20 protein-coding genes are annotated in these 24928 nt (G+C 65.3%); 8 read left to right on the forward strand and 12 right to left on the reverse strand.

All coding sequences use genetic code 11. From position 1 onward, the window contains the following. Positions 1 to 81: 81 nt before the first annotated feature. The gene (locus CR156_RS14705; RefSeq protein ID WP_100553371.1) at positions 82 to 942 is read right to left on the reverse strand and encodes an SH3 domain-containing protein; all 861 of its coding nucleotides are present in this window, start codon (positions 940 to 942) and stop codon (positions 82 to 84) included. A gap of 36 nt (positions 943 to 978) precedes the next feature. Continuing rightward, complete coding sequence (locus CR156_RS14710) at positions 979 to 1455, reverse strand: DUF3574 domain-containing protein (protein WP_165780999.1); 477 nt, start codon at positions 1453 to 1455, stop codon at positions 979 to 981. Positions 1456 to 1693: 238 nt separating this feature from the next. Between CR156_RS14710 and CR156_RS14715 the strand changes: the two genes are divergently transcribed. The 4 genes from CR156_RS14715 (at position 1694) to otsA (ending at position 8222) form a co-directional block, all read left to right on the forward strand. Next, a complete protein-coding gene (locus tag CR156_RS14715) occupies positions 1694 to 4126 on the forward strand; it encodes a TonB-dependent receptor plug domain-containing protein (RefSeq protein ID WP_100460156.1) in 2433 nt (810 codons plus the stop codon). Positions 4127 to 4282: 156 nt separating this feature from the next. Continuing rightward, positions 4283 to 5041 carry a trehalose-phosphatase gene (gene otsB / locus CR156_RS14720; protein ID WP_099820904.1) on the forward strand — a complete coding sequence of 253 codons (759 nt, stop codon included), beginning with the start codon at positions 4283 to 4285 and terminating at the stop codon, positions 5039 to 5041. Positions 5042 to 5079: 38 nt separating this feature from the next. Next, positions 5080 to 6861, forward strand: coding sequence for a glycoside hydrolase family 15 protein (locus CR156_RS14725; RefSeq protein WP_099820903.1), 1782 nt, complete (start codon positions 5080 to 5082; stop codon positions 6859 to 6861). Next, complete coding sequence (gene otsA, locus CR156_RS14730; RefSeq protein WP_100460157.1) at positions 6858 to 8222, forward strand: alpha,alpha-trehalose-phosphate synthase (UDP-forming); 1365 nt, start codon at positions 6858 to 6860, stop codon at positions 8220 to 8222. Before CR156_RS14725 ends, otsA begins: the two co-directional genes overlap by 4 nt. A gap of 127 nt (positions 8223 to 8349) precedes the next feature. Here otsA and CR156_RS14735 read toward each other — a convergent pair whose 3' ends face one another. From CR156_RS14735 to rluD, 3 genes are read right to left on the reverse strand one after another with little or no spacing between them, the layout of a single operon-like run. Continuing rightward, positions 8350 to 8775, reverse strand: a complete 426-nt coding sequence (locus CR156_RS14735) for a thiol-disulfide oxidoreductase DCC family protein (RefSeq protein ID WP_100553372.1) — start codon at positions 8773 to 8775, stop codon at positions 8350 to 8352. Further along, on the reverse strand, positions 8775 to 9542 hold the full coding sequence (gene pgeF, locus CR156_RS14740) for a peptidoglycan editing factor PgeF (protein ID WP_100553373.1): 768 nt from the start codon (positions 9540 to 9542) through the stop codon (positions 8775 to 8777). Before pgeF ends, CR156_RS14735 begins: the two co-directional genes overlap by 1 nt. Then, the gene (rluD, locus tag CR156_RS14745) at positions 9542 to 10531 is read right to left on the reverse strand and encodes a 23S rRNA pseudouridine(1911/1915/1917) synthase RluD (RefSeq protein ID WP_089236593.1); all 990 of its coding nucleotides are present in this window, start codon (positions 10529 to 10531) and stop codon (positions 9542 to 9544) included. The genes pgeF and rluD overlap by 1 nt, the downstream gene beginning before the upstream one ends. Before the next feature lie 113 nt (positions 10532 to 10644). On the opposite strand from rluD, the gene CR156_RS14750 reads away from it, so the two are divergent. Further along, the gene (locus tag CR156_RS14750; protein WP_100553374.1) at positions 10645 to 11529 is read left to right on the forward strand and encodes an outer membrane protein assembly factor BamD; all 885 of its coding nucleotides are present in this window, start codon (positions 10645 to 10647) and stop codon (positions 11527 to 11529) included. Positions 11530 to 11682: 153 nt separating this feature from the next. Continuing rightward, a complete protein-coding gene (locus tag CR156_RS14755) occupies positions 11683 to 12882 on the forward strand; it encodes a lipase family protein (RefSeq protein WP_100553375.1) in 1200 nt (399 codons plus the stop codon). Between the two features lie 99 nt (positions 12883 to 12981). On the opposite strand, the gene CR156_RS14760 is transcribed toward CR156_RS14755, so the two are convergent. From CR156_RS14760 to sucC, 3 genes are all read right to left on the reverse strand, one after another. Next, on the reverse strand, positions 12982 to 14616 hold the full coding sequence (locus tag CR156_RS14760; protein WP_100554186.1) for an NAD+ synthase: 1635 nt from the start codon (positions 14614 to 14616) through the stop codon (positions 12982 to 12984). Positions 14617 to 14850: 234 nt separating this feature from the next. Then, positions 14851 to 15726, reverse strand: coding sequence for a succinate--CoA ligase subunit alpha (gene sucD / locus CR156_RS14765; protein ID WP_100553376.1), 876 nt, complete (start codon positions 15724 to 15726; stop codon positions 14851 to 14853). A 21-nt stretch (positions 15727 to 15747) separates the two neighbouring features. Then, positions 15748 to 16917 carry an ADP-forming succinate--CoA ligase subunit beta gene (gene sucC / locus CR156_RS14770; RefSeq protein WP_025874298.1) on the reverse strand — a complete coding sequence of 390 codons (1170 nt, stop codon included), beginning with the start codon at positions 16915 to 16917 and terminating at the stop codon, positions 15748 to 15750. Positions 16918 to 17294: 377 nt separating this feature from the next. On the opposite strand from sucC, the gene CR156_RS14775 reads away from it, so the two are divergent. Then, positions 17295 to 18908 (forward strand): sensor histidine kinase, encoded by a 1614-nt coding sequence (locus tag CR156_RS14775; protein WP_100553377.1) that lies wholly within the window; start codon positions 17295 to 17297, stop codon positions 18906 to 18908. Positions 18909 to 18962: 54 nt separating this feature from the next. Next, on the forward strand, positions 18963 to 20336 hold the full coding sequence (locus CR156_RS14780; RefSeq protein ID WP_100553378.1) for a sigma-54-dependent transcriptional regulator: 1374 nt from the start codon (positions 18963 to 18965) through the stop codon (positions 20334 to 20336). Between the two features lie 149 nt (positions 20337 to 20485). Here the strand turns inward: CR156_RS14780 and pilB are convergent, their stop codons facing one another. The 4 genes from pilB to CR156_RS14800 all read right to left on the reverse strand — a co-directional run bounded on the left by pilB (position 20486) and on the right by CR156_RS14800 (position 24860). Then, positions 20486 to 22213, reverse strand: a complete 1728-nt coding sequence (gene pilB / locus CR156_RS14785) for a type IV-A pilus assembly ATPase PilB (protein ID WP_100553379.1) — start codon at positions 22211 to 22213, stop codon at positions 20486 to 20488. Positions 22214 to 22326: 113 nt separating this feature from the next. Further along, complete coding sequence (locus CR156_RS14790; RefSeq protein ID WP_100553380.1) at positions 22327 to 22737, reverse strand: pilin; 411 nt, start codon at positions 22735 to 22737, stop codon at positions 22327 to 22329. 93 nt (positions 22738 to 22830) lie between these two features. Further along, positions 22831 to 23712: a serine hydrolase domain-containing protein gene (locus tag CR156_RS14795; protein WP_341476978.1), complete on the reverse strand. Its 882-nt coding sequence runs from the start codon at positions 23710 to 23712 to the stop codon at positions 22831 to 22833. Positions 23713 to 23747: 35 nt separating this feature from the next. Next, positions 23748 to 24860, reverse strand: a complete 1113-nt coding sequence (locus CR156_RS14800) for a methyltransferase family protein (protein WP_133120093.1) — start codon at positions 24858 to 24860, stop codon at positions 23748 to 23750. Positions 24861 to 24928: the final 68 nt, after the last annotated feature.

The following is a 24928-nucleotide window of genomic DNA, read 5'->3' on the forward strand; positions in this document are numbered from 1 at the left end:
CGAGGCTAGACCCGGTGAAGTGATGCTCCCGTGGGCAAGAGGCCGATCGCCTTGTTGTGCAAACTCCGGGCAGCGCTGCCGTCAATCGTTGACGTTGATCCAGCCCTCGATCGCGCCCTGTTTCGGAGTGCGGTAACGCAGCTTCACCCAACCATCCTGCTCATCCAGCATCTCCACGCGATCGCCCTGTACCAGGTAGCGCTTGGTGCTTGATGCGCCGGGCCGGTCGAACAGGAACAGGCGCGCAGGCAGCACGGTGGCATCCAGGCCCCGCAGCGGTGCGCCGCTGGCGGGTGCACCCAATCCGTCACCAATGGCGCTTTCCAGCACCTTGCCGGCGGGATCATAGGTGCGCCACACCGCCAGCGGGCCTTGGCTTTCGGTCTCTTCCCAGTGCAGCGCCCGGTTGAGCGTATCGCCCAGCATCAGCACATTCTCACCCCGATACAGATAGAGCTGCGGGCCGTTGAAGCGATACACGTCGGTGTACCACATCGGCCCGCTGCGGCAACTGGCAGTCAGCGTGCGCGTGGCGGCATCGGCAGTGAGGCCCATCAGCTCACCGCACTGATCGTGTCCATGAGTCACCGCCTTCAGCGCGCGGAATTCACCACTGCCCGCGTCGAAGCGATAGACCGCAACAGCCTCATTGACCATGCCCACCGCTGCGCGCACGACCAGTTCAGGGTGTCCATCGAAATCGAGGTCTTCTGCGCTCAGGCGCGAATTGCCATCGGCGTCCGGCGCGCCAGGCAATCGCTGGCGCTTCCCTGCCGGCTGCAGCAGCACGGCAAGCATGCCGTCCTCCTGCACCTCGGCCGACACCTGCACGCCCGCTGCCGGCGAGAACCGCAGCGGGCTCCGGTCCTCATCCTGCGCCCGCGCCACGGGCACCAACACGCCGGCAAGCATCGCACCCAACAACACATCCCTGGGTTTCATCGTCATTCCCTGCAGCGCCACTATGGCGCCTCTGGGTCAGAACGATACGTCAACCGGCTGCCGCGACCACAGCACCGACTGGTGCTTGGTCTGCTGCTTCCACGCCAGCCGGATCGCTTCGATGTCGGCACGGCGCTGCGGGCTGTCCTCGTGCAGCACCACCAGCACCTTGGTGCGCAGGCGGTTGGGCGTGGCATCGCCGCGGAACAGCCACTGGCCGTAGGCATCGAACACAGTCAGCCCATCCGGGAAGCGCGGTGTCACTTCCTTGTCCAGGAAAGCGCGCCACTGCGCATCGCTGATGGTGTCGGCCTGCGGGCGGTCACCGGCGCCCTGCTCCTCGCCCACACCGAAGTACAGCTCGCTGCGCACCCAGCCGTGGCCGCTGGACGGACGCGCGGCGTCGCCCTGCAGGTCGGCGGTGGTGGCATAGGCGCTGGGCGCCTTGGAAGACAGGCTGGCGCAGCCACTGGTTGCCAGCAGCACGGCGAAGACAAGGCCAAGGTGTTTCATCGGGAACAGCACTCCGGGAAGGGGAAAAAGCACGACGAAGGGGCACGGAGGGTACACCTGCGCCTCGGTTGCGGCTGCAACCAATGGCCTCATGCCGGCAGGGCATGAAGTGATGCGATGGGAGCCGGGGCTTGCATCGCACCACCTCCTCACGCCAAGATAATATATCGCTTCATCCGGATGGATGTAAGTGAAACTATCTCCCCCCCTTCCCCACGTCGTTGCTGCTGGAGTCCGCATGTCCCCCCGCCTGTCCGCGTCGCCGCTCGGCCTCGCCATCGCGCTCGCCCTGTCCCCCGCCCTGGCTTCGGCCCAGGACGCTGCCACCAACCTGGACACGGTGATCGTCACCGGCACCCGCGCTGCCGACCGCACCGTGCTTGAATCCACTTCGCCGGTGGACGTGCTGACCGCCGAGGACATTCGCAAGGCGGGTGTGGTCAATGGCGAGCTCGGCAGCGCCCTGCAGGCCCTGCTGCCCTCGTTCAACTTCCCGCGCCAGTCCAACTCCGGCGGCGCCGACCATGTGCGCGCCGCGCAGCTGCGCGGACTGTCGCCGGACCAGGTGCTGGTGCTGATCAACGGCAAGCGCCGCCACCATACCGCGCTGGTCAACACCGACAGCAAGATCGGCAAGGGCACCACCCCGGTCGATTTCAATTCGATCCCGGTCAGCGCCATCAAGCGCATCGAAGTGCTGCGCGATGGCGCCGGTGCGCTGTACGGCTCCGATGCGGTGGCCGGCGTGATCAACGTGATCCTCGACAACGGTGGCGACGGTGGCGAGATCGAAGCCAGCTACGGCGCCAACCACACCGATCTCAAGCCGATCGGCCGCACCCTCACCGATGGCCAGACCGGCAACATCAGCGCCAAGGTCGGCACCTCGCTGGGCGAGGACGGCGGCTTCCTGCGCGTGGGTCTGGAATACAAGAAGCGCAACGGCACCAACCGCGCCGGCTTCGACCAGATTCCGCCGTGGGACCAGACCGAGGCCAATCTCGCCCTGCAGGGCAAGCGCAACTACGTGCTCGGTGATGGCGCCAGCAAGGACATCAACCTGTGGCTGAACACCGAGATCCCGGTCGGCAAGACCGCGACGTTCTATGCGTTCGGCACGTTCAACCAGCGTGATACCGAGGGCGCGAACTACTTCCGCTACCCCGACGGCGATGCCAACTGGAAGCAGGTCTACCCCAATGGCTACCGGCCGATCTCCGAAGGCGAGAACCGCGACGTGCAGGCGGTGGCCGGCGTGCGCGGGCAGTGGGGCGAATGGGCTTACGACGGCAGCCTGGATTACGGCCAGAACGACTTCACCTACCGCCTGCGTGATTCGCTGAACGCCTCGCTGGGCCCGACCAGCCCGACCCGCTTCAAGACCGCCGACTACGAGTACGCGCAGACCGTGGGCAACTTCGATCTGAGCCGCGTGTTCTCCCAGTCCGACAGCATCAGCCACACCCTGGGCCTGGGTGCGGAAGCCCGCCACGAGCGCTACCAGACGCGTCCAGGCGACCCGGCCAGCTACGCCGCCGGCCCGTACACCGATCGTCCGACAGGCTCGCAGGCAGGTGGCGGCCTGACCCCGCAGGACGCGGCCACCCTCTCGCGTGATGTGGCCAGCGCCTACGCCAGCCTGTCCAGCCAGTTCGGCGAGAAATTCTCCACCGATCTGGCAGCGCGCTACGAACACAGCGATGACTTCGGTGGCGAGCTGACCGGCAAGCTCGGCCTGCGCTACGAATTCACCCCCGCATTCGCCCTGCGCGGCGCGATCTCCAACAATTTCCGCGCGCCGTCGCTGGCGCAGATCGGCTACGAATCCACCTCCACCGGCTACAACGCCGGTGGCCAGCTGGTGCAGGGCCGCCTGCTCTCGGTCAACAACCCCATCGCCCGTGGCCTGGGTGCGCAGGACCTGAAGCCGGAGAAGTCGCTGAACACTTCGCTCGGCTTCACCAGCCGCATCGGCGAGCACTTCGACCTGTCGCTGGACTTCTTCCAGATCGACATCGATGACCGCATCGCATTGTCGGAGAGCATCACCGGCGATGCGCTGACCGACTACGTGGCCGCCAACTACGGCGTCAGCGGCCTGCAGAGCGCCAGTTTCTTCGTCAACGCCGCCGACACGCGTACCCGCGGCGCCGAGCTGGTGAGCAACTGGCGGCAGTCGCTGGGCGATGGCCAATTGTTGCTGACCGGCACCTACGCCTACACCAAGACCACCTTGAAGAACGTATTGGCCACGCCCGCGCAATTGCAGGCGCTCGACCCGGACTACGTACTGTTCGGCATCGAAGAGACCAATACGCTGACCGATGCCACGCCGCGCACCCGTGGCAGTTTCGCGGCCAGCTGGAGCAACGACCGCTGGTCGCTGAGCAGCCGGGTGAACCGCTACGGCAGCGCCACCCGCGTATTCAACTTCGGCGATGGCTACATTCCGCGCCAGACCTACCAGGCCGAGTGGCAGCTGGATGCGGAAGTGGAGTACCGCATCACGCCGCAGTGGAGCGTGGCCATCGGTGGGCAGAACCTGACCGACAACTACCCGGATCGCTCCAACGAGGACATCCACTACTTCGGCAACCTGCCCTACGACGTTCTGTCGCCGATCGGCAGCAACGGTGCGTATTACTACGGGCGCGTGCGTTACACGTTCTGATTGCTGCGAACGGCGTGCCGACCAACGGTCGGCACCCACCGGGACGCCATTGATCGCTGCGGGTGGGTGCGGACCGTTGGTCCGCACCAGCCGGCGCTACCAGCCGTAGCCTGACCTCGACCCCACGTACACGCTGGCGCTGGCATGGTGGTCGCCATGGCTGAACCGCTCCCCCTGCGTCCGCCACCTCCATTGCTGGACGACGCCTGTGCGTTGTTCCTCGATGTGGATGGCACCCTGATCGAATTCGCTGCACGCCCCGACGCCGTGCAGCTTCTCCCCGATGTGCGTGAAGCCATCGGCCGCATCAGTGATCGACTGGAAGGTGCCGTGGCACTGGTCAGTGGTCGCCCGCTTGAACAGCTGGACCAGTTGTTCGCGCCGCTCAAGCTTCCCGCCGCGGGCCTGCATGGCCACGAGCTGCGTGCACAGGACGGGCACGTGATACGCGATGAGCATGGCGACGACACCGCCGACTGGCTGCATGCCCTTCATCAACAAGCCATGCGTTTCGCCCATGGCCACCCCGGCGTACTGGTCGAGAACAAGGGCGTAGGCCTGGCCCTGCACTGGCGTGGCGCGCCGCATGCAGCCAACGACGTGCGTGCCTTCGCCGACCGCCACATCCGCGGCCGCGCCAGCTACCGCCTGCAGCCCGGCGACCATGTCGTTGAATTCGTTCCGGTGGCTACCAACAAGGGCCGGGCCGTACGTCGGCTGATGCAGTACCTGCCGTTCCGTGGGCGTCTGCCGGTGTTCCTCGGTGATGACCTGACCGATGAATTCGGCTTCGATGCAGCCAACGGCCTGCATGGCTGGAGCGTGTTGATCGGTGAACGTGAACCCAGCGCGGCGGTGTTCGCGCTGCCCGACATACGCAGCGTGCACGCCTGGCTGCGTGAGAATGCGTATTGACCCCGGCCCCCACGGCCGCAACCGAGATGTACCGCGTGATGACCCAACCCGATCTTGATCTGGGCGTGGTCGGCAACGGCAGCTTCGGCGCCCTGGTCGACAAACACGCCCGTGTTGTCTGGAGTTGCCTGCCGACCTTCGACGGCGACCCGACCTTCTGTGCCCTGCTCAGCCCCAACCAGCAGACCGGCGGCGACTTCGCCATCGAGCTGGAGGACTTCGCCGACAGCGAACAGGAATACCTCACCAACACCGCGATCCTGCGCACCGTGCTGCGCGATGCGCATGGCGGCGCGCTGGAAATCCTAGATTTCGCCCCGCGCTGGCGCCAGAACGATCGTTTCTACCGGCCGGTCAGCCTGATCCGCCAGGTGCGTCCGTTGTCCGGCAGCCCGCGCATTGTCATCCGTGCGCGCCCACTGGCCGACTGGGGCGCGCGCGTGCCCGAGTCCACCTGGGGCAGCAACCACGTGCGCTGGATCCTGCCCGAGCATGTGCTGCGCCTGACCACCGACGTACCTGTGCGCTTCGTGCGTGATGGCATGCCGTTCGTGCTCAACCATCCCATCCACCTGATCCTGGGCGTGGATGAATCGCTCAACCGTTCCATCAGCGGCTACGTGCAGGAAGCCTTCCAGCGCACGCGCGACTACTGGCGCGAATGGGTGCGCTACCTGTCCATTCCGCTGGAATGGCAGGACGCGGTGATCCGCAGTGCGATCACCCTCAAGCTCTGCCAGTACGAGGACAGCGGCGCGATCATCGCGGCGATGACCACCTCGATTCCGGAGGCACCCGGCAGCGTGCGCAACTGGGACTACCGCTACTGCTGGCTGCGCGACGCCGCCTTCGTGGTGCGCGCGCTGAACCGTCTGGGCGCCACCCGCACGATGGAGCAGTTCTTGGGCTACATCTTCAATCTGGCCACCACCGACGGCACCCTGCAGCCGCTGTATGGCATCGGCTTCGAAGCCAAGCTGGACGAGGATGAAGTACCCAGCCTGTCCGGCTACCGCGGCATGGGCCCGGTGCGGCGCGGCAACCTGGCCTGGGTGCAGCGCCAGCACGATGTCTACGGCAGCGTGGTGCTGGCCTCCACCCAGCTGTTCTTCGACCGCCGCCTGCAGGATCCGGGTGACAGCCATACCTTCGCACGGCTGGAACCGCTGGGTGAACAGGCCTTCGCACTGCACGACGTGCCCGACGCCGGCCTGTGGGAATTCCGCGGCCGCACCGAAGTGCACACCTACACCAGCGCGATGTGCTGGGCGGCGTGCGATCGCCTGTGCAAGATCGCCGTGCGCCTGAAGCGTGATGACCGCGCGCAGTACTGGCGCGAACGTGCCGACACCATCCACGCACGCATCATGGAAAAAGCCTGGAGCGAGGAGCTCGGCCACTTCACCGATACCTTCGATGGCCATCGACTGGATGCCTCGTTGCTGCTGCTGGCCGACATCGGCTTCATCGACGCCAACGACGCACGCTTCGTCGCCACCGTCGAGGCCATCGGCCGTGACCTCAAGCATGGCAACGCGCTGTACCGCTACATCGCACCGGATGATTTCGGCGAGCCGGAAACCAGCTTCACCATCTGCACGTTCTGGTACATCGATGCGCTCGCTGCGATCGGCCGCATGGATGAAGCGCGTGAGATGTTCGAAGCGCTGCTGCAGCAACGCAATCATCTGGGCCTGCTGTCGGAGGACCTTGCCTTCGACGGTGGTGAAGCCTGGGGCAACTTCCCGCAGACCTACTCGCATGTCGGCCTGATCACCGCGGCCATGCGCCTGTCGCGTTCCTGGCAGGAGGCCTCGTGAGCCGTCTTGTCATCGTTTCCAACCGCGTGGCCGTCCCCGGTGAAAACCGCGCCGGTGGCCTCGCCGTGGGCCTGCTGGCGGCATTGAAAGAACGCGGCGGGCTGTGGTTCGGCTGGAGCGGCAAAAGCGTGCGCGAGGCCAGTGGCGCGCTGCACGAACAGCGCGATGGTGACATCCAGTACGTCACCATGGACCTGGCCAAGCGCGATGTGGACGGCTACTACAACGGCTTTGCCAACCGCACCCTGTGGCCCCTGCTGCACTTCCGCCTGGACCTGGTCGACTACGACCGCGGCACCCGCGAGACCTACCACAGGGTCAACGCACTGTTCGCCGACAAGCTGGCGCCGCTGCTGCGCGAAGACGACATCGTCTGGATCCACGATTACCACCTGATTCCGCTCGGCGCGATGCTGCGCGAGCGCGGCATCGGCTGCCGCATCGGCTTCTTCCTGCACATCCCGATGCCCTCGGCCGACCTGCTGCAGGCCATGCCCGACCATCTGCGGCTGTTCTCGGCGCTGTATGCCTACGACCTGGTCGGCTTCCAGACCCAGCGCGATGCCGATCGCTTCCAGACCTACCTGCGCCTGTTCGGCGGCGGTCGGGTGCTCGACAACGGCAACCTTGAAGCGCCCGGTGGACGCCACTTCCGCGCCGCGGCGTTCCCGATCGGCATCGACACCGAGCTGATCGCCCGCCAGGCCAGCACCGCCGCCAGCAAGGCGGCAGTGAAGAACCTGCGCAGCAGCCTGCGCGACCGCCAGCTCGCCATCGGCGTGGACCGCCTGGACTACTCCAAGGGGCTGCCCGAGCGTTTCCTCGGCTTCGAACGCTACCTGCAGCGCCATCCCGACCAGCGCGGCTCGCTCACCTACCTGCAGATCGCGCCGGTCTCGCGCGGCGATGTCACCGAGTACCGGCAACTGCGCAGCCAGCTGGAGCAGATCGCCGGCCACATCAACGGTGGCCACGCCGAGCCCGACTGGACCCCGCTGCGCTACGTCAACCAGAACTTCACCCACGCCACCCTGACCGGTTTCTACCGCGCCGCCGCTGTCGGCCTGGTCACCCCGTTGCGCGATGGCATGAACCTGGTCGCCAAGGAATACGTGGCATCGCAGGACCCGGAAGATCCCGGTGTACTGGTGCTGTCCCTGCTGGCCGGCGCCGCCGATGAACTGAAGCAGGCACTGCTGGTCAACCCGCACGATCTGGATGGTGTGGCCGATGCCATTGCCACCGCCGCCACGATGTCACTGCGCAGGCGCCAGGAACGCTGGCACGCGATGATGGAACATCTGCGCACGTACGACATCAACCACTGGCGCCGCAGCTACCTCGAGGCGCTGGAGGGCTGAGGCAAGAGCTCCTGTAGAGCCGAGCCATGCTCGGCTGGCTCTTCCGTAGAGTCGAGCGGAGCAATCGAGCATGGCTTGACTCTACAAAAGCCAGCCGAGCATGGCTCGGCTCTACAACAACAGGCGATCAATCGAGGAAGCGCGCGGCCTGTGCCGGCGTCGGCAGGAAGCAGGCGTCATGCCGCCCGAACCAGCGATAGCGGTTGCGTGCCAGCACGCGGTACGCACCATCGCGCCAGCGCCGTGGCAGCACGCGCAGCACGCCCGCCAGGCGCCAAGCACCGCCCAGTGCGTCCAGAACGCGCAGGATCGCATCGGTATCGGTCCACGCGCCCTGCCCGTCCAGCAGCAGGAACGACGTCGGGTCGTGCGCGTCCAGGCCGTGCGCCCGCAACAGCGCGCTGCCCTGCGCGCCCTGCATTGCCGCGAAGCGAAAGCGCTCCTGCCGGTCGAACCGCAGCAGGAAACGCACCCAGCGGCTGCACAACGCGCAGACGCCGTCGAAGACGATCACACCGCCAGGTTCTGCCCCCGCAACGCGATCGCCCCGCATCAGTCCATCCACACCAGCGTCGCCATCCGGCCGGTACGGCGGTCGCGGCGATGCGAGTACAGGTCCGCATCCGCCATGGTCGAGACCGTGCCGCCGTGGATGTTGCCCAGGCCCATGCCCGCCGCCTGCAGGCGCTGTCGCGCCAGCGCGAACAGATCCACCTTCCAGTGGCCGGGCCGGGTCGCCATGAAGGCCGAAGCAGCGGCCGCGTCATGGCCGACGAAGGCGTGGTACACCTCTTCGCCGATCTCGTAATCAGCCGGTCCCGCTGCCGGGCCCAGCCACGCGCGCAGCTGTGCCGGCGGCGTCTGCATGGCGGCCACAGTGGCCTCCAGCATGCCGTCGGCCAGTCCACGCCAACCGGCATGGGCAGCGCCCACCTCGCTGCCATCGACGGCGGCGAACACCACCGGCAGGCAGTCCGCAGTGAGGATCGCCAGCACCACGCCCGGTACCGAGGTCACCGCGGCATCGGCCACCGGCTCGCTGGCTCCCTCCACCGGCGGCGCGCCAAAGCGCAGCACGGTGCTGCTGTGTACCTGGCGCAGCCAATGCGGCGCCGATGGCAACGCCAGCCCCTGCTGCAGCAACTGCCGGTTGTGCTCAACGTTGGCCGGCGTGTCACCGTCGGCCGCGTGCCGGTTGCCCAGGTTGAACTGGGCGAACGGCTCCGGCGAGGCGCCCGCGCCGTGCCGGCGCGTGGTCAGCGCATGCACACCCGGGGGCGTCGGCCAATCGGCCTGCAGCAGCGGCAGCGCGGTATTCATTACCAGCGGTCCCGCTCGCGTTCGGCGAAGGCGGCGCTGTCTTCGCGCAGCACCTTCATCAGGTGCAGCATGTCGGCCGGCGCCGGCGCGGTATTGCGCACCGGCTCACCGCTGATCGGATGCACGAACTCCAGAGTCTCTGCATGCAGGGCCTGGCGCTTGAAGCCGCGCAGCGCGGCCACCAGCTCGTCGCTTGCACCCTTGGGCAGCTTCAGCGCGCCGCCGTACAGCTGATCGCCCACGATCGGATGACGCAGGTGCGCCATGTGCACGCGGATCTGGTGGGTACGCCCGGTTTCCAGGCGGCATTCCAGCGCCGTATGCGCGCGGAAGCGCTCGCGCAGGCGGTAATGGGTCACCGCTTCCTTGCCATCCTCGCGCACGCCCATCTTCAGGCGGTCGCGCGGGTGACGGTCAATCGGCGCATCGGCCGTACCACCGGCCACCAGCGCGCCCATCACCACGGCAAGGTACTGGCGGTGCACGTCACGGGCGGCCAGCTGCTCGACCAGCGCGGTCTGCGCTTCCAGCGTGCGGGCCACGACCATCACGCCGCTGGTGTCCTTGTCCAGGCGATGCACGATGCCCGCGCGCGGCAGCACCGCCACCGACGGGTCGCGGTACAGCAGCGCATTGACCAGAGTGCCGCTGTGGTTGCCGGCGCCGGGGTGCACGACCAGACCAACAGGCTTGTTGATCACCAGCAGGTGCTCGTCCTCGAACAGCACGTCCAGCGGGATGTCTTCCGGCTCGGCGGTGGTCTGGGCTTCCAGCACCACCTGCAGGGTGACCACCTCGCCGCCGCGCAGTGCGTCGCGCGGGCGCGCCTGTGCGCCGTCCAGCAGGACGTCGCCGGCCTTGATCCACTCGGTCAGGCGGGAGCGGGAGTATTCGGGGAACAGCTCGGCCACGACCGCGTCGAAACGACGGCCGGCGGAGGTGTCGGGGACAATGGCCTGGCGGGCCGATTCGGAGGGTTGTTCAGACATGGCAGGGGGCATCTTTGAAATTTTGGGGTCCCGGCGAGCCGGTTTCAGTCGCTGGACAGGACACTAGGCTATCATCGACCCTTCGTATTCCAGCCGCGTCCCGCATTGACCCCATGATCCGACGCTCCGTCCTGCTCTCCGCGCCCGTCCGCCTCACCGCCCTTCTGCTGGTGCTGGTCATCGTCGCCACCGGCTGCAACCGCGGCACCAAGGGCGATCGCCCTGATGAAGGCACCCCGGTCGAACAGCTCTACGAAAAGAGCCACAAGCTGATGCAAGGCGGCAACTGGAGCGGCGCTGAAGCCAGCTTCCGCCGTCTGGTGGCGCAGTATCCCTACGGCCCGTACACCGAGCAGGCGATGATCGAATCGGCCTATGCCCAGTACAAGGCCGGCAAGCACGATGACGCGGTGTCCAGCATCGACCGCTTCATCCGTACCTACCCGACCCACCGCAACATCGCGTACCTGTACTACCTGCGCGGCCTGGCCAACTCCAACCGCAATACGGTTTTCCTGCGTCGCGTATGGTCGCTGGACGCAAGCCGCCGCGATCTGTCCACGCCGCACCAGGCGTATTCAGACTTCAACATCGTGGTCGACCGCTACCCCAACAGCCGCTATGCCGCCGATGCGCGCCAGCGGATGCTGGTGCTGCGTGACGTATTCGCCCAGCACGAGCTCGACAATGCCCTGTACTACATGCGCCGTGGCGCGTGGGTCTCGGCCGCCGGCCGCGCCAACTACCTGCTGGAAACCTACCCGCAGAGCGCGTTCCAGAACGATGCCGTGGCGGTACTGGCCGATTCCTATACCCACCTGGGCAACAAGACCCTGGCCGACGACGCCCGCCGCGTCCTGCAGCTGAACCAGCCGGACCACCCGTGGCTGGAAGGCAAGTGGCCGAAGTACCCGTGGATGGTCCGCAAGCTGAACCCGTTTGCCGGCGAGAAGTCCGCCGCCACCGGCCAGCGCAACGCGCGACTGGAAAAGAAGTAAGAAAAGAGGCCCCGCAAGGGGCCTTTTTTTTGCCTGGCGTCATCGCTAGGAATTCTCCGAATCCGCGATCGCTGCGACGTCCGTCCCAGTCAGCGCGAAGGACAGCTTCCAGACTGCGGCGCAAAGGCCATCCCGGCCTGCATGGAGCGCCACATGTCCTCATCGTCCCTGCGGTTCCGCCCCCGCCCGACCCTGCTGGTCACGGCCCTGCTCGTTCTGGCCGCCAGCCCCGTTGCCGCCCTCGCAGCGCAGCCGGGCGACCTGCTCTCAGCCTCGCCCTACCGCGCCAGCTGGGTGCCCTCCCAGGCCGCCCAGGCCTACAAGCTGGCCTACCGCACCCCCGATCATCACGGTCGCCTGGCCCAGGCCACCGGGCTGGTCTACCTGCCCGCCGGGCCTGCGCCGGCAGGTGGCTGGCCGGTGGTGTCCTGGGCACACGGCACCCAGGGCATCGCCGATCACTGCGCGCCTTCGGTATCGGGCCCCTACCAGCCCGAGCGCGATGGCCGCTTCCTCGACCAGTTCCTGGGACAGGGCTATGCCGTCGTTGCAGCCGATTACCAAGGCCTGGGCAGCCCGGGTGACCATGCCTACCTGCACGTGCGTACCTCCGCGCGCAACGCCATCGACCTCATCAAGGCCGGCCGCCATTTCCTCGGCAACGCCACGCTGTCACCACGCTGGGTCTCCGTGGGCCACTCGCAGGGCGGCGCCGCCGCACTCACTGCCGGCTATCTGGCACCCTCCTATGGACCCTCGCTGCAGTACCGCGGCAGCTTCACCACCGGCACGCCCACGGCCGTCGAACTGACCGCGCTGGTCATGAAGCCCGACAACCGCGCCCCCAATCCCGGGGCGGTCAACGCCTATCACGCCTACCTGCTCGATGGCCTGCTGCAGGTGGAACCGCGCATCGCGCAGGTGCTCAGCGATGAAGGCCATGCACGGGTCGCGCTGGCGCGCCAGCAGTGCCTCGGCCCATTGGCTGCCACCCTGGAAGGCGCCAATACAGGAGAAATGTTCAGCGCGCCGCTGACCTCGGTACCGGGCATCTGGGCACTGCTGCATGACTACCTGGGCGTGCCACGGCGGGGCTTCAGCCAGCCGCTGATGCTGGGCCACGGCAGCCAGGACCGCGACGTGCCCTATCTGACCACCCTGCTGTATGCGGTCGGCCTGGCCCTGCGCGCCGAACCGGTGGCATTCCGCCGATACCCGGTCGACCATCGGGGCACACTCGACGCCGCGGCGGCCGATGGCCTTGCATTCGTTCGTGCGCGGCTGGGCAACGATTCCTTCAACGAGGCCGCTGAAACCGCCGGCCTGGAACAGCTGCTCAACGAAGCCCAGTAGATCCACGCCATGCGTGGATGGGCGGTTCACGCGGTTGCCGGCCACCGGCCGGCACTACCTATCGTTTGGTAGCGCCGGGCTGGGCCCGGCGACCGGCCCTCAGCTCTTGTAGCCGTTGCTGATCGGGTACCGGCGCTCACGCCCGAACGCGCGGCGTGAGACCTTCGGGCCCGGCGCGGCCTGGTGACGCTTCCACTCGCTGATGCGCACCAGCCGCAGCACACGATCCACCACCGCCGCGTCATAGCCCGCGGCGACGATCTCGGTGCGCGACTGCTCCTGGTCGATGTAGCGGTACAGGATGCCGTCCAGCACATCGTAGGCCGGCAGCGAATCCTGGTCGGTCTGGTTCTCGCGCAGTTCGGCCGATGGCGGGCGGCTGATCACCGCCGGCGGGATCACCGGTGCGCCACCCACCGTGTTGCGCCACTTGGACAGGCCGAACACCTCGGTCTTGTACAGATCCTTCAGCGGCGCGTAGCCGCCACACATGTCGCCATAGATCGTGGCGTAGCCGACCGCGTATTCGCTCTTGTTGCCGGTGGTCAGCAGCAGGCCACCGAACTTGTTGGCCAGCGCCATCAGGATCACGCCACGGCTGCGCGACTGCAGGTTCTCTTCGGTCACATCCGGCGTGGTGCCCTCGAACATCGGCGCCAGCGCCTGCATCAGGCCCTGGAATGCCGGCTCGATGGAAACGGCTTCCAGCTTCACACCCAGCGCTTCGCACTGCTCGGCGGCCAGGTCGTTGGACATGCCTGCGGTATAGCGCGAGGGCAGGCGCACGGCGGTGACGTTCTCCGCGCCCAGCGCATCGACCGCCATCGCCAGCACGATCGCCGAGTCGATGCCGCCGGACAGACCCAGCCACACCTTCTTGAAACCATTCTTGCTGCAGTAGTCCTGGATGCCGCGGGTCACCGCGCGCCAGGCCAGCGCATCCATGCTTTCGTCGCCGTCGTCCATCCACACGTGCGGCATGAAGCGGCGCGTAGCGCCGTCGTACTCCACCACCAGCCACTGGTCGACGAAGGCAGCCGCCGCCGGATGCACCGTGCCATCGCCGTCGGCCACCACCGATGCACCATCGAACACCAGCGCATCCTGGCCGCCCACCACGTTGAGGTAGGCGATGGCCGCGCCGCTTTCGCGGGTACGTGCCGCCAGCACCGCATCGCGCTGGGCATGCTTGCCGCGTTCGTAGGGCGAAGCGTTGGGCACCACCACCAGCTGCGCACCGGCACGCACCGTATCGGCCAGCGGCTCGGCGAACCACAGGTCTTCGCAGATCAGCAGGCCCACCGGAATGCCATCAACCTCGAACACGCAGCTGCCACCGTCCGGGTCGACGTCGAAGTAGCGACGCTCGTCGAACACCGCGTAATTGGGCAGCTCGCGCTTGCGGTAGGTCTGCTCCACCAGGCCATCGCGCAGCACGCTGGCCGCGTTGTAGACCACCGCACCGGCCGCCTGCGGCCAACCGACCACGGCGGTGATGCCACGGCACGCCGCCGCAATGCGGGTCATCGCCTGCTCGCACTCGTACAGGAAGCCCGGGCGCAGCAGCAGGTCCTCTGGCGGATAGCCGCTGATTGCCAGCTCGGGGAACATCACCAGCCCGGCGCCGTACTCGTCGCGCGCCTGGCCGATCATCTCGATGATGCGCTCGGTGTTGCCGGCGACATCGCCAACCGGGAAGTCGAACTGCGCCATCGCGATGCGGATCGAAGCCATGAGGGTCCAGCCTGTGGTTGCAATACGCACATTGTAGCGCCGCGCCATCAGCGCGCCGGGCGCTCCCACTCCATGGACAGGCCCTGCTCAGTAGATCCACGCCATGCGTGGATGGGGTTGGCTGCGATGCTCAGGACACCAGACGCAGAAAGGCCGCCCGGAGGCGGCCTTTCTGTTTCAGGCAGCCGAGCGTTGGCTCGGCTCTACAGAATCGTCTGCCAGAGGCAGTCGATCTTATTTCACCAGCTTGGCGATGGCAGCACCCAGGTCGCCCGGCGAACGCACGGTGACGACGCCAGCAGCTTCCATTGCAGCAAACTTGCCTTCGGCAGTGCCCTTGCCGCCCGATGCGATCGCACCGGCGTGGCCCATGCGCTTGCCGGCCGGAGCCGAAGCACCGGCGATGAAACCGACGACCGGCTTCTTCACGTGGTTCTTGATGTACTCGGCACCGGCTTCTTCAGCGTCGCCGCCGATTTCGCCGACCATGATGATGCCTTCGGTCTGCGGGTCTTCGTTGAACAGCTTCAGGCAGTCGACGAAGTTCAGGCCGTTGATCGGGTCACCACCGATGCCGATGCAGGTGGACTGGCCCAGGCCGACTTCGGTGGTCTGCTTGACCGCTTCATAGGTCAGGGTGCCCGAACGCGACACGATGCCGATCTTGCCCGGCTTGTGGATGTGGCCCGGCATGATGCCGATCTTGCACTCACCCGGGGTGATGACGCCCGGGCAGTTCGGCCCGATCAGCACGGTGTCCGGATGCGAACGGGTCAGCACGTTCTTGACGCGCAGCATGTCCAGCACCGGGATGCCTTCGGTGATGCAGACGATGAGCTTGATGCCGGCAGCAGCGGCTTCCAGGATCGCGTCAGCCGCGTACGGCGGCGGCACGTAGATGACCGAAGCGTTGGCGCCGGTGCTCTGCACGGCGTCGGCAACGGTGTTGAAGACCGGCAGGTCGATATGGGTGGTGCCACCCTTGCCCGGGGTCACGCCGCCAACAACCTGGGTGCCGTACTCGATCATCTGAGTGGCGTGGAAGGTGCCCTGCTGGCCGGTGAAGCCCTGCACGATCACCTTGGTGTTCTTATTGATCAAAACTGACATTGGATTTCCTTCGGTGTCGGATCAGGCGGCGTTCTTGACAGCTTCGACGACCTTCTTGGCACCGTCGTTGATGTTGTCGGCCGGGATGATGGCCATGCCGCTGTCACGCAGCAGCTGCTTGCCTTCTTCCACGTTGGTGCCTTCCAGACGCACCACGACCGGAACCTTGACGCCCACTTCCTTCACAGCGGCGATGATGCCTTCGGCAATCATGTCGCAGCGGACGATGCCGCCGAAGATGTTGACGAAGATGCCTTCGACCTTGTCCGAGGACAGGATCAGCTTGAACGCTTCGATGACGCGCTGCTTGTTGGCACCGCCGCCCACGTCCAGGAAGTTCGCCGGCTCGCCGCCGTTGAGCTTGATGACGTCCATGGTGGCCATGGCCAGGCCTGCGCCGTTGACCATGCAGCCGATGTTGCCGTCCATGGTGACGTAGTTGATGTCCAGCTCCGAAGCGATCACTTCGGTCGGATCTTCCTGGGTCTTGTCGCGCATGGCGACCAGGGCCTTCTGGCGGAACGCGGCGTTGTCGTCGCTGTCGAACTTGCCGTCCAGCGCGTACAGGTTGCCGTCGTCCAGGATGGCCAGCGGGTTGATTTCAACCAGCGCCAGGTCCTTTTCGTTGAACAGGCGGTACAGGTTCACCATGATGTTGGCGAACTGGCCGGCCTGCTTGGCGGTCAGGCCCAGCTTGAAGCCGAAATCACGACCGTGGTAACCCTGCACGCCTTCGACGAAGTCGACGTTCAGCGAGTGGATCAGCTCCGGGGTTTCAGCGGCAACCTGCTCGATCTCCACGCCGCCTTCCGAAGAAGCGATGTAGGTGATGGTCTTGGTGCCACGGTCAACCAGCACCGACAGGTACAGTTCCTTGACGATCTCGCCAGCGGTGGTCACCAGCACCAGGTTGACCGGCAGTTCAACGCCAGCGGTCTGGTAGGTGGCCATCTTGGTGCCGAGCATCTTGGCCGCAGCGGCCTTCACGTCGTCGGTGGTCTTGCAGAACTTGACGCCGCCAGCCTTGCCGCGGCCGCCAGCGTGGATCTGCGCCTTGACCATCCAGGGGCCCTGGCCCAGGGAGTTGGCAGCGGCAACAGCTTCGTCCGGGGTCGCAGCGACCTTGCCGGCCGGGACCGGGATGCCGTACTCGGCAAGCAGTTGTTTTGACTGGTATTCGTGGAAATTCATGCGTCACCGTGGGAATAGGAACGACCGCACGCAATTCCTCAGGGCCCCGGCGGGGCGCCGGCATGGACCGCGGCGGGCCCACTATTGTGGCCGAGCCAGCGCCGGGGCGCAAAGAAGTATGGACAAAAGGCCGGAACCGGCCAGATTTCCACGGTCATTCAGGCAGTTGCGGCACGGCCTGGACCACGTCCCCCGGGTCGGCCCCGGCCGATTGCGCAGCCCAGCCCGCTACAGGCGCCCTATACTGACCCCGTAAATTCGAGCCCACGGTGCCGGTAACCGGGCAGCGAGCAGATCCGACGATCGGGGGACGTCGGGAAGGTTCGGCCCACCGCCGGCATGATCCAGTTCCAGGCAGCCAGAAGGGGAGTTCCGGCGTGTCACCCAGTGCTTCATTGATCGACCGCATCGAATCGATACCGCGGCGAGAGCTGTATTTCTTCGCCCTGTACCGGGTGCTGATCGCCTCGGTCATCGCCGCTCTGCTGTACAGCCCGCTGTCGGCCATGGTCGGCGAAGCCCATCACCCTCGCCTGGCCAACAGCGTAGGCGCGGCTTACCTGCTGCTGTCCCTGTTGTGGCTGGTGATCGGCCGCAACGAACGCTGGCTTCGGCAGATCGTGGTCGGCGGCGTGCTGCTGGACATCGTCGCCGCGAGCCTGCTGGCGCACGCGCTGCCCGGTGCCAGCGCCGGCATCTCGATGTCGCTGCTGTTCAACATCGCCGCTGCCGCCACCCTGCTGCCGCTCAGCTGGGGCCTGCTGCTGGCACTGGCCGCCAGCGTCGCCACGGCCGCCGAATACCTGTGGAAAGTGCTGGAAGGCGGCGATCCCACCCGCACCCTGGCCGAACTGGCGATGTTCGCCACCAGTTACCTGGCGCTGGCCTTCATCAGCTACCAGGTCGGCAACCGCGCGCGCCGCAACCAGCAGCTGGCCAACCAGCGCGGCGACGAAGTGGCCAACCTGTTCCAGATCAACGAACTGATCATCCGCCGCATGCGTACCGGCGTGGTGGTGGTGGACGCCGACAACCGCATCACACTGGCCAACGAAGCGGCCTCGATCCTGCTCGGCGACAGCGATGGCAACAGCGATTCCGGTCGCCTCGACCTGGCCAGCGTCGCCCCCGAACTTGCCAGGCGCCTGCAACGGTGGCGCAACGGCTGGGCGCAGGATGAAATGCCACTGCAGCTCAACCCCGACCAGCCGGAAGTGCAACCGCGCTTCGCCCGCCTGCTGGCCGGCAGCGACCTGGTGCTGGTGTTCCTGGATGACTCCAGCGTGGTCTCGCGTCGCGCCGAATCGCTCACCCTGTCGGCGATGGGGCGCTTCTCGGCCAGCCTCGCCCACGAGATCCGCAACCCGCTGGCGGCCATCAACTACGCCGTGCAGCTGCTCGAGGAAGGCACCGGCTTCAACGAGAGCGACCGCCGCCTGCTGCAGATCATCCACCAGCAGTGCCAACGCACCAACGGCATCGTTGAAAGCGTGCTGGGCCTGGCCCGGCGCGAACGCGCCAATCCGGAAAACGTCGACCTCGCTGCCTTCGTGCGCCGCTTCGTGCTGGAGTACAAGCAGGGGCAGACGCTGGAAACCGACAGCATCGAACCGATCATCAACGACACCTCGGTGCCGGCCCAGGTCGATCCGCGCCACCTGTACCAGGTGCTGACCGTGCTGGTGCACAACGCACTGAAGTACGGCCGCATCGGCGAGCAGCCCGCGCGCGTGCGGCTGCGCGTCGCCCAGCACGAACGCAGTGCGGTGATCGACGTGATGGACCGTGGCCCCGGCATTCCCGAGACCATCGCCGCGCAGCTGTTCCGCCCCTTCTTCACCACCTCCGAGCACGGCACCGGCCTGGGCCTGTATATCGCCCGCGAGCTGTGCCGGGCCAACCAGGCGCGGCTGGATTACATTCCCGTCCCCGCCGGCGGCTCCTGCTTCCGATTGGTTCTGCCCGGCCCGCACACCCTGCTTCCGCACTGATCCCACGCGTCAAACATTTGTCGCCTTCCACCCCCTCGGCTATCTTTCCCTCCCATGAACGAAACCCGCAGCGCCCTCGTCGTCGACGATGAACGCGATATCCGCGAACTGCTGGTGTTGACCCTCGGCCGCATGGGCCTGCGCATCAGCACCGCCGCCAACCTCGCCGAAGCCCGCGAACTGCTGGCCAGCAATCCGTACGACCTGTGCATCACCGACATGCGCCTGCCCGACGGCAACGGCATCGAGCTGGTCAGTGAGATCGCCCAGCACTACCCGCGCACGCCGGTGGCGATGATCACCGCCTTCGGCAGCATGGACCTGGCAGTGGAAGCACTGAAAGCCGGCGCCTTCGATTTCGTCAGCAAGCCGGTGGACATCACCGTGCTGCGCGGCCTGGTCAAGCATGCGCTGGAACTCAACAACAGCGAACGCCCCGTTGCCGGCCCCGCCGCGGAACAAGCCGCGCGCCTGCTCGGCGAATCGCCGGCCATGGACGTGCTGCGCGCCACCATCAGCAAGGTCGCGCGCAGCCAGGCACCGGTCTACATCCTGGGCGAATCCGGGGTGGGCAAGGAACTGGTCGCACGCACCATCCACGCACAGGGTGCACGCGCGGCCGGGCCATTCGTGCCGGTCAACTGTGGCGCCATCCCCACCGAGCTGATGGAGAGCGAGTTCTTCGGCCACCGCAAGGGCAGCTTCACCGGTGCCCATGCCGACAAGCCGGGGCTGTTCCAGGCCGCGCACGGCGGCACCCTGTTCCTGGATGAAGTGGCCGAACTGCCGCTGCAGATGCAGGTGAAGCTGCTGCGTGCGATCCAGGAAAAATCGGTGCGTGCGGTTGGCGCGCCCAGCGAAGAACCGGTAGACGTGCGCATCCTCTCGGCCACCCACAAGGACCTGGCCGAGCTGGTCGAAGACGGGCGTTTCCGCCACGACCTGTACTACCGCATCAACGTAATCGAACTGCGCGTGCCGCCGCTGCGCGAGCGCCGCCAGGACCTGCCGGCGCTGGCCGCGTCGATCCTGGCACGGCTGGCCCGCAGCCACGGCCGCGCCACCCCGCTGCTGGCGCCCTCGGCGCTGGACGCGCTGGCCCAGTACGGCTTCCCCGGCAACGTGCGTGAGCTGGAGAACATCCTGGAACGCGCGCTGGCGCTGGCGGAAGAAGACCGTATCGGTGCCGACGACCTGCGCCTGCCGCAGCATGCGCCACGCTCACCGGGCAGTGCTGCCCACGCCGAAGCCGTGGTCGACCTGCACCCTGGCAGTGCCGCCCTGCCCTCGTACATCGAGCAGCTTGAGCGCAGTGCGATCCAGCGCGCGCTGGAAGAAAACCGCTGGAACAAGACCCGTACCGCCGCGCAGCTGGGCATCACCTTCCGCGCACTGCGTTACAAGCTGAAGAAGCTGGGGATGGAATAGGTAGTGCCGGCCGCTGGCGGGCAACCTCATGCACCACGCATCCACGCATGGCGTGGATCTACTCAACGTTCTGCGTCGAAGTGGTAGTGCCGGCCGCTGGCCGGCAACCTCCTGCACCGCGCATCCACGCATGGCGTGGATCTACTGCATCAATCCTTGGTGACGCGGTTAATCTCGGCCAGGCTGGTCACACCTGCAGCCGCCTTCTTCAACGCCGACTGCCGCAGATCGTTCACACCGATCGCCTGCGCAGCCTCGGCAATCTGCAGCGCGTTGCCGCCGGCCAGCACGATGGTCGCGATCTCGTCGGTCATCGGCATCACCTGGTAGAGACCGGTACGGCCCTTGTAGCCCTCGGTGCATTCATCGCAGCCAACCGCTTCGTGCAGCTGGATGCCCGCATCCAGCTGCGCCTGGGTGAACCCCTCTGCCAGCAGCGCATGCGCGGGCAGGTCTGTCGGCCGCTTGCAGTTTGAACACAGGCGGCGTGCCAAGCGCTGAGCAATCACCAGCGTCACCGAGCTGGTGATGTTGTACGGCGCGATGCCCATGTTCATCAGGCGCGCGATGGTCTGCGGCGCGTCGTTGGTATGCAGCGTGGACAGCACCATGTGACCGGTCTGTGCAGCCTTGATCGCAATTTCCGCCGTTTCCAGGTCGCGGATTTCGCCGACCATGATGATGTCCGGATCCTGTCGCAGGAACGAGCGCAGGGCTGCGGCGAAGGTCATGCCGCGCTTGTTGTTCTGCTGCACCTGGTTGACGCCCGGCAGGCGGATTTCCACCGGGTCTTCGGCGGTGGAAATGTTGCGGGTCTCGTCATTGAGGATGCCCAGCGCGGTATACAGCGACACCGTCTTGCCCGAACCGGTCGGGCCCGTCACCAGCACCATGCCATACGGTTTGTGGATCGCTTCCAGGAACAACTTCTGCTGATCCGGCTCGTAACCCAGCTTGTCGATGCCCAGCTTGGCCGCGCTGCCATCGAGGATACGCAGCACCACCTTCTCACCGAACAGCGTCGGCAACGTGCTGACACGGAAGTCGATCTGCCGGGTCTTGGACAGGTTGAGCTTGATGCGACCATCCTGCGGCACGCGCTTTTCCGCGATATCCAGCTGCGCCATCACCTTCAGGCGCGCAGCGATGCGCTGGTTGAGCTTGGTCGGCGCGCGCGCGACCATCTTCAGCAGGCCGTCGATGCGCAGGCGCACGCGATAGTCGTCTTCGTAGGGCTCGAAGTGAATGTCCGACGCGCCCTTGCGGATCGCATCGATCAACACCTTATTGATGAACTTGACCACCGGAGTATCGTCGCCCTTGGCGTCGATGCCGCTGTCGGTGCTGGCCATGTCATCGTCGCCACCGCCGATGTCGAGATTGGCCATGGCGTCGTCGTCGCCGCCGAGCGCATCGCCCATGGTGTCGTGGCTGGCATGCCACTGCTCCAGCGTGCGACGGATCTGGTCCTCGTCCACCAGAATCGGTTCAACCACCAGATTGGTGTGGAACTTGATCTCATCCAGCGAGTGGGTGGGGTTGCTGGTACCGACGAACAGCTTGCCGCCGCGTTTGAACAGCGGCAGCACGTTGTGCTTGCGCAGCAGCTCCTCGCTGACCAGGCTCATCGCGTTCTGGCTGCTGTCGAACGTGGACACGTCGAACAGCGGCATGCCGAACTCGAGCGAGTTGGCGGCGGCCAACTGGGCCGCGCCGACGACCTTGTTCTGCGCAAACCACGTTGGCAACGGTTGGCGGGCCGCAGTGGCCTTGGCCATGGCGTCGCGGGCAGCGACTTCATCCATGGCACCGTCCTGTACCAGGCGGCGGGCCAGACCGGTGATGCCGACGAGGTTGGCGGTGGTAGCTGCGTTCATTGAAGTACTCCTGCTTTGAAGGCCAGACTACCGAACCTGACGACGTGTCGAAAGATCCAGATCAGCCAAGGCGTTGCTCACACTCCTGCCTGCAAAGCACAAGGAGTCAACACTCACCGGCATTCCGCTGGCACGTATTTGGAGTCACCGGAAACCTGCGCACATTTCCAGCGAACCAGGTCGCTCGGCCTGAAGGTCGGAGTCAACGTCAGTGACACGCCTCCAGCCTTGGTGGTCGTCATCATGGTAAGTACACCATTCCCCGTGCAGGTGAGGGTCTGAACGTTAACCGTCGCTGCGGGCAAATCATCCACACCCAAACAGGACGTAGAGTCCAAGGCATTGATGTTGTTTATGTTTTCAGTAACCGTCACCTTCGCATATGACGCAAGCACCAATGCCTCCGATACCCGGGCGCGAATGGTGTAAGTCTGGTATGCAGGCAATGCTATCGCCGCAAGGATTGCGATGATTGCGACGACGATCATTAGTTCAACCAGTGTGAAACCGCGATTCCTGTTCATGTCGATGCACCTCCCCTAGGGCACAGTTCTATATCGGTTTGAAAAACAAAACTTTTGGCTCCCTGCCGAATGTGAATCCAGTACTTGCAGCGATTAAATCCGCTGGTGATGTTCAGCATTTCTGACCGGCATGCAGGCCCACATCTTTTTCATGACAGACTCGGCGGTCGCATCAACATCCTTGGGGTCACCCTTGAAGTACGCCACGAGCAAACGATCACTTCCGTCGGTAGCCGCAATGGCAAGCGCCCCGGGGAGACGTCCGAAGTGAGACCACTCTGGATAGCCTGGCTTGGACCAGTGCCGCCAGGCATACGCGTAGTAACTCCCATCAGGGAGTGAAATCTCGGCTGGCATGGAATGAAGAGGAAGCATTTGTTGAAACACTGCATAGGCATCCGACAGCGAGCTGCGCCACCCCCCTGCGGCGCCCAAAGGACTTCGCACAGCTGCGTCGACATGGGGAGGAAGCGGGGTTGAATCAGATTTCAACAACTCACCAAGGACGCAGTAGCCAGCATTGCTGTAGATGATCCTTTCACCAGGCGGGAATTCGGGATTCCGCCCGAGGACAACGCCTGCAGCGAATTCGCAATCCGGCTCTCCACCGGCAAACAAAGGATCGCTAGCTGCACGATCAAAACCTGCCTGATGCTGGATCAATTGCCTCAATGTAACTGCACCTGTTTCGGCATCAACTCGATGGTCCTTCACAAGCGCCGCCAACGAGGTATCCAGACTGAATTGCCCTCGCTCAACGCGGAGCCTGATCTCTTCGGCGATCAATGGCTTGGTCAAGCTCGCCATGGGCAAAACAGCGTCTCGCCCGAACGCACTCCAACTCGCGTGAGCGCGGTTAATCACGCCTCGTCGATCACCGAATACAACCTGCCCATCATGGAGCTCCTCCTGCCCAAGCGCATGCCGCATGCAACCAACTTCCGGCCGATCGGAAGAGCAGGATGAAGCCGTCATCACTAGGAACAGCACTGCCGCTGATCTTGCGACATTCACGCAAAGACCCTCAGCCTGGCGGTCAGGAACCGCCGAAGCTTGGCAACAACCCCGTTTTCACGTATCCACTCCGTGTACTGGACATACACAGGATCCTGGCGCAGATGCCGCTCTTCGGTACGGGCTCTCAGGTAATAGATTGCGTTGACCCCGAGTAGCGCCATGCAATGCAACACCGCCTGCCCCCAACCCATAACGGGAAGGAAGGGAACGGAGATGAGCCACCAGGACAGGTTCTTCCCTAGATAGGCCGGATGCTTGCTCCATCGGTAGGGGCCCGACGTAATGATTCCTCGATGAGTCAGATTGGAGAAGCGTGGCCCGAACACGATGGTTGACCACGTGTAGATCCAGGTCAGCGCAAGGATTACACCACCCCAAGCATAGGCTGCAATGCTGCCGGCCTGCAGCCAAGCGGTCCAATCGCTGGCATGACGATAGACTAGGATCACATCAAAAATAAGAGCGCTCAGCGGTGGGTAACAGGCTAGGGCAGAAAGCCATCCCAACCACGTTGAATCAACCGAGCGAATATGCGCATCGATGCTTCGACTGGTGGACATGTAGCCTAGCGCTCCGAACGCAGTATCAATTGCATACATGCACAGGAACGGAGCCGAGAACCAGAACATGAAGTCCGTTCCATCAAGCTGTCGTTCAAAGCCATCAAGCCAAACCAAGGCCCAGCCCAGCATCAATGGCAGGAAAACCGCCTTCACGGCCCAACCCAGAAACGCCGTGCGTTCATCGGGATCGAGGGCCTTCCGGCGAACCATTTTCCGCACTGCATTGCCTGCAAGGAGAATGCTCATGCTGATAGAAGCGGGCCGAAGGAGCGCGAGAAGAAGCCCCACTGCCGCAACCAGCAATGCCGGCAGCAACAGCACACCAACAGCTGCCCCCTTCATCCCGCCCACTGCCAGTTGGATGAGGATGCTGCAGATCATAAGTGAGCAGACGACCAGCATTCCCGGCAGCGCCTCAGAGACCAAAGGTATTGCGTAGTCCCTGCGAACGGGCCTGTACTCCAACCACCACATCGGCACAGCTGCACCCACCAGCAGCGCAAGCAGTAGCGTCGCCGCCCCACCACCCAGCGCAAATGCCACGCCGAGTCCCAGCAAGGCCCCGGCAGCCCCTAAACAGCCTACCCGAGCACTGACAGCACTTTCCGGGC

The sequence above is a fragment of the Stenotrophomonas lactitubi genome (genome assembly GCF_002803515.1).
Taxonomy (GTDB): domain Bacteria; phylum Pseudomonadota; class Gammaproteobacteria; order Xanthomonadales; family Xanthomonadaceae; genus Stenotrophomonas; species Stenotrophomonas lactitubi.

What these genes read in the sequence shown, in the direction of transcription:
- CR156_RS14790 (WP_100553380.1), bottom strand. Translation starts at nt 22,737, where the DNA reads ATGAACAGGAATCGCGGTTTCACACTGGTTGAACTAATGATCGTCGTC.
- CR156_RS14715 (WP_100460156.1), top strand. Translation starts at nt 1,694, where the DNA reads ATGTCCCCCCGCCTGTCCGCGTCGCCGCTCGGCCTCGCCATCGCGCTC.
- CR156_RS14760 (WP_100554186.1), bottom strand. Translation starts at nt 14,616, where the DNA reads ATGGCTTCGATCCGCATCGCGATGGCGCAGTTCGACTTCCCGGTTGGC.
- otsB (WP_099820904.1), top strand. Translation starts at nt 4,283, where the DNA reads ATGGCTGAACCGCTCCCCCTGCGTCCGCCACCTCCATTGCTGGACGAC.
- pilB (WP_100553379.1), bottom strand. Translation starts at nt 22,213, where the DNA reads ATGAACGCAGCTACCACCGCCAACCTCGTCGGCATCACCGGTCTGGCC.
- sucC (WP_025874298.1), bottom strand. Translation starts at nt 16,917, where the DNA reads ATGAATTTCCACGAATACCAGTCAAAACAACTGCTTGCCGAGTACGGC.
- CR156_RS14750 (WP_100553374.1), top strand. Translation starts at nt 10,645, where the DNA reads ATGATCCGACGCTCCGTCCTGCTCTCCGCGCCCGTCCGCCTCACCGCC.
- CR156_RS14795 (WP_341476978.1), bottom strand. Translation starts at nt 23,712, where the DNA reads ATGACGGCTTCATCCTGCTCTTCCGATCGGCCGGAAGTTGGTTGCATG.
- CR156_RS14710 (WP_165780999.1), bottom strand. Translation starts at nt 1,455, where the DNA reads ATGAAACACCTTGGCCTTGTCTTCGCCGTGCTGCTGGCAACCAGTGGC.
- sucD (WP_100553376.1), bottom strand. Translation starts at nt 15,726, where the DNA reads ATGTCAGTTTTGATCAATAAGAACACCAAGGTGATCGTGCAGGGCTTC.
- CR156_RS14705 (WP_100553371.1), bottom strand. Translation starts at nt 942, where the DNA reads ATGAAACCCAGGGATGTGTTGTTGGGTGCGATGCTTGCCGGCGTGTTG.
- CR156_RS14735 (WP_100553372.1), bottom strand. Translation starts at nt 8,775, where the DNA reads ATGCGGGGCGATCGCGTTGCGGGGGCAGAACCTGGCGGTGTGATCGTC.
- rluD (WP_089236593.1), bottom strand. Translation starts at nt 10,531, where the DNA reads ATGTCTGAACAACCCTCCGAATCGGCCCGCCAGGCCATTGTCCCCGAC.
- pgeF (WP_100553373.1), bottom strand. Translation starts at nt 9,542, where the DNA reads ATGAATACCGCGCTGCCGCTGCTGCAGGCCGATTGGCCGACGCCCCCG.
- CR156_RS14725 (WP_099820903.1), top strand. Translation starts at nt 5,080, where the DNA reads ATGACCCAACCCGATCTTGATCTGGGCGTGGTCGGCAACGGCAGCTTC.
- CR156_RS14755 (WP_100553375.1), top strand. Translation starts at nt 11,683, where the DNA reads ATGTCCTCATCGTCCCTGCGGTTCCGCCCCCGCCCGACCCTGCTGGTC.
- CR156_RS14780 (WP_100553378.1), top strand. Translation starts at nt 18,963, where the DNA reads ATGAACGAAACCCGCAGCGCCCTCGTCGTCGACGATGAACGCGATATC.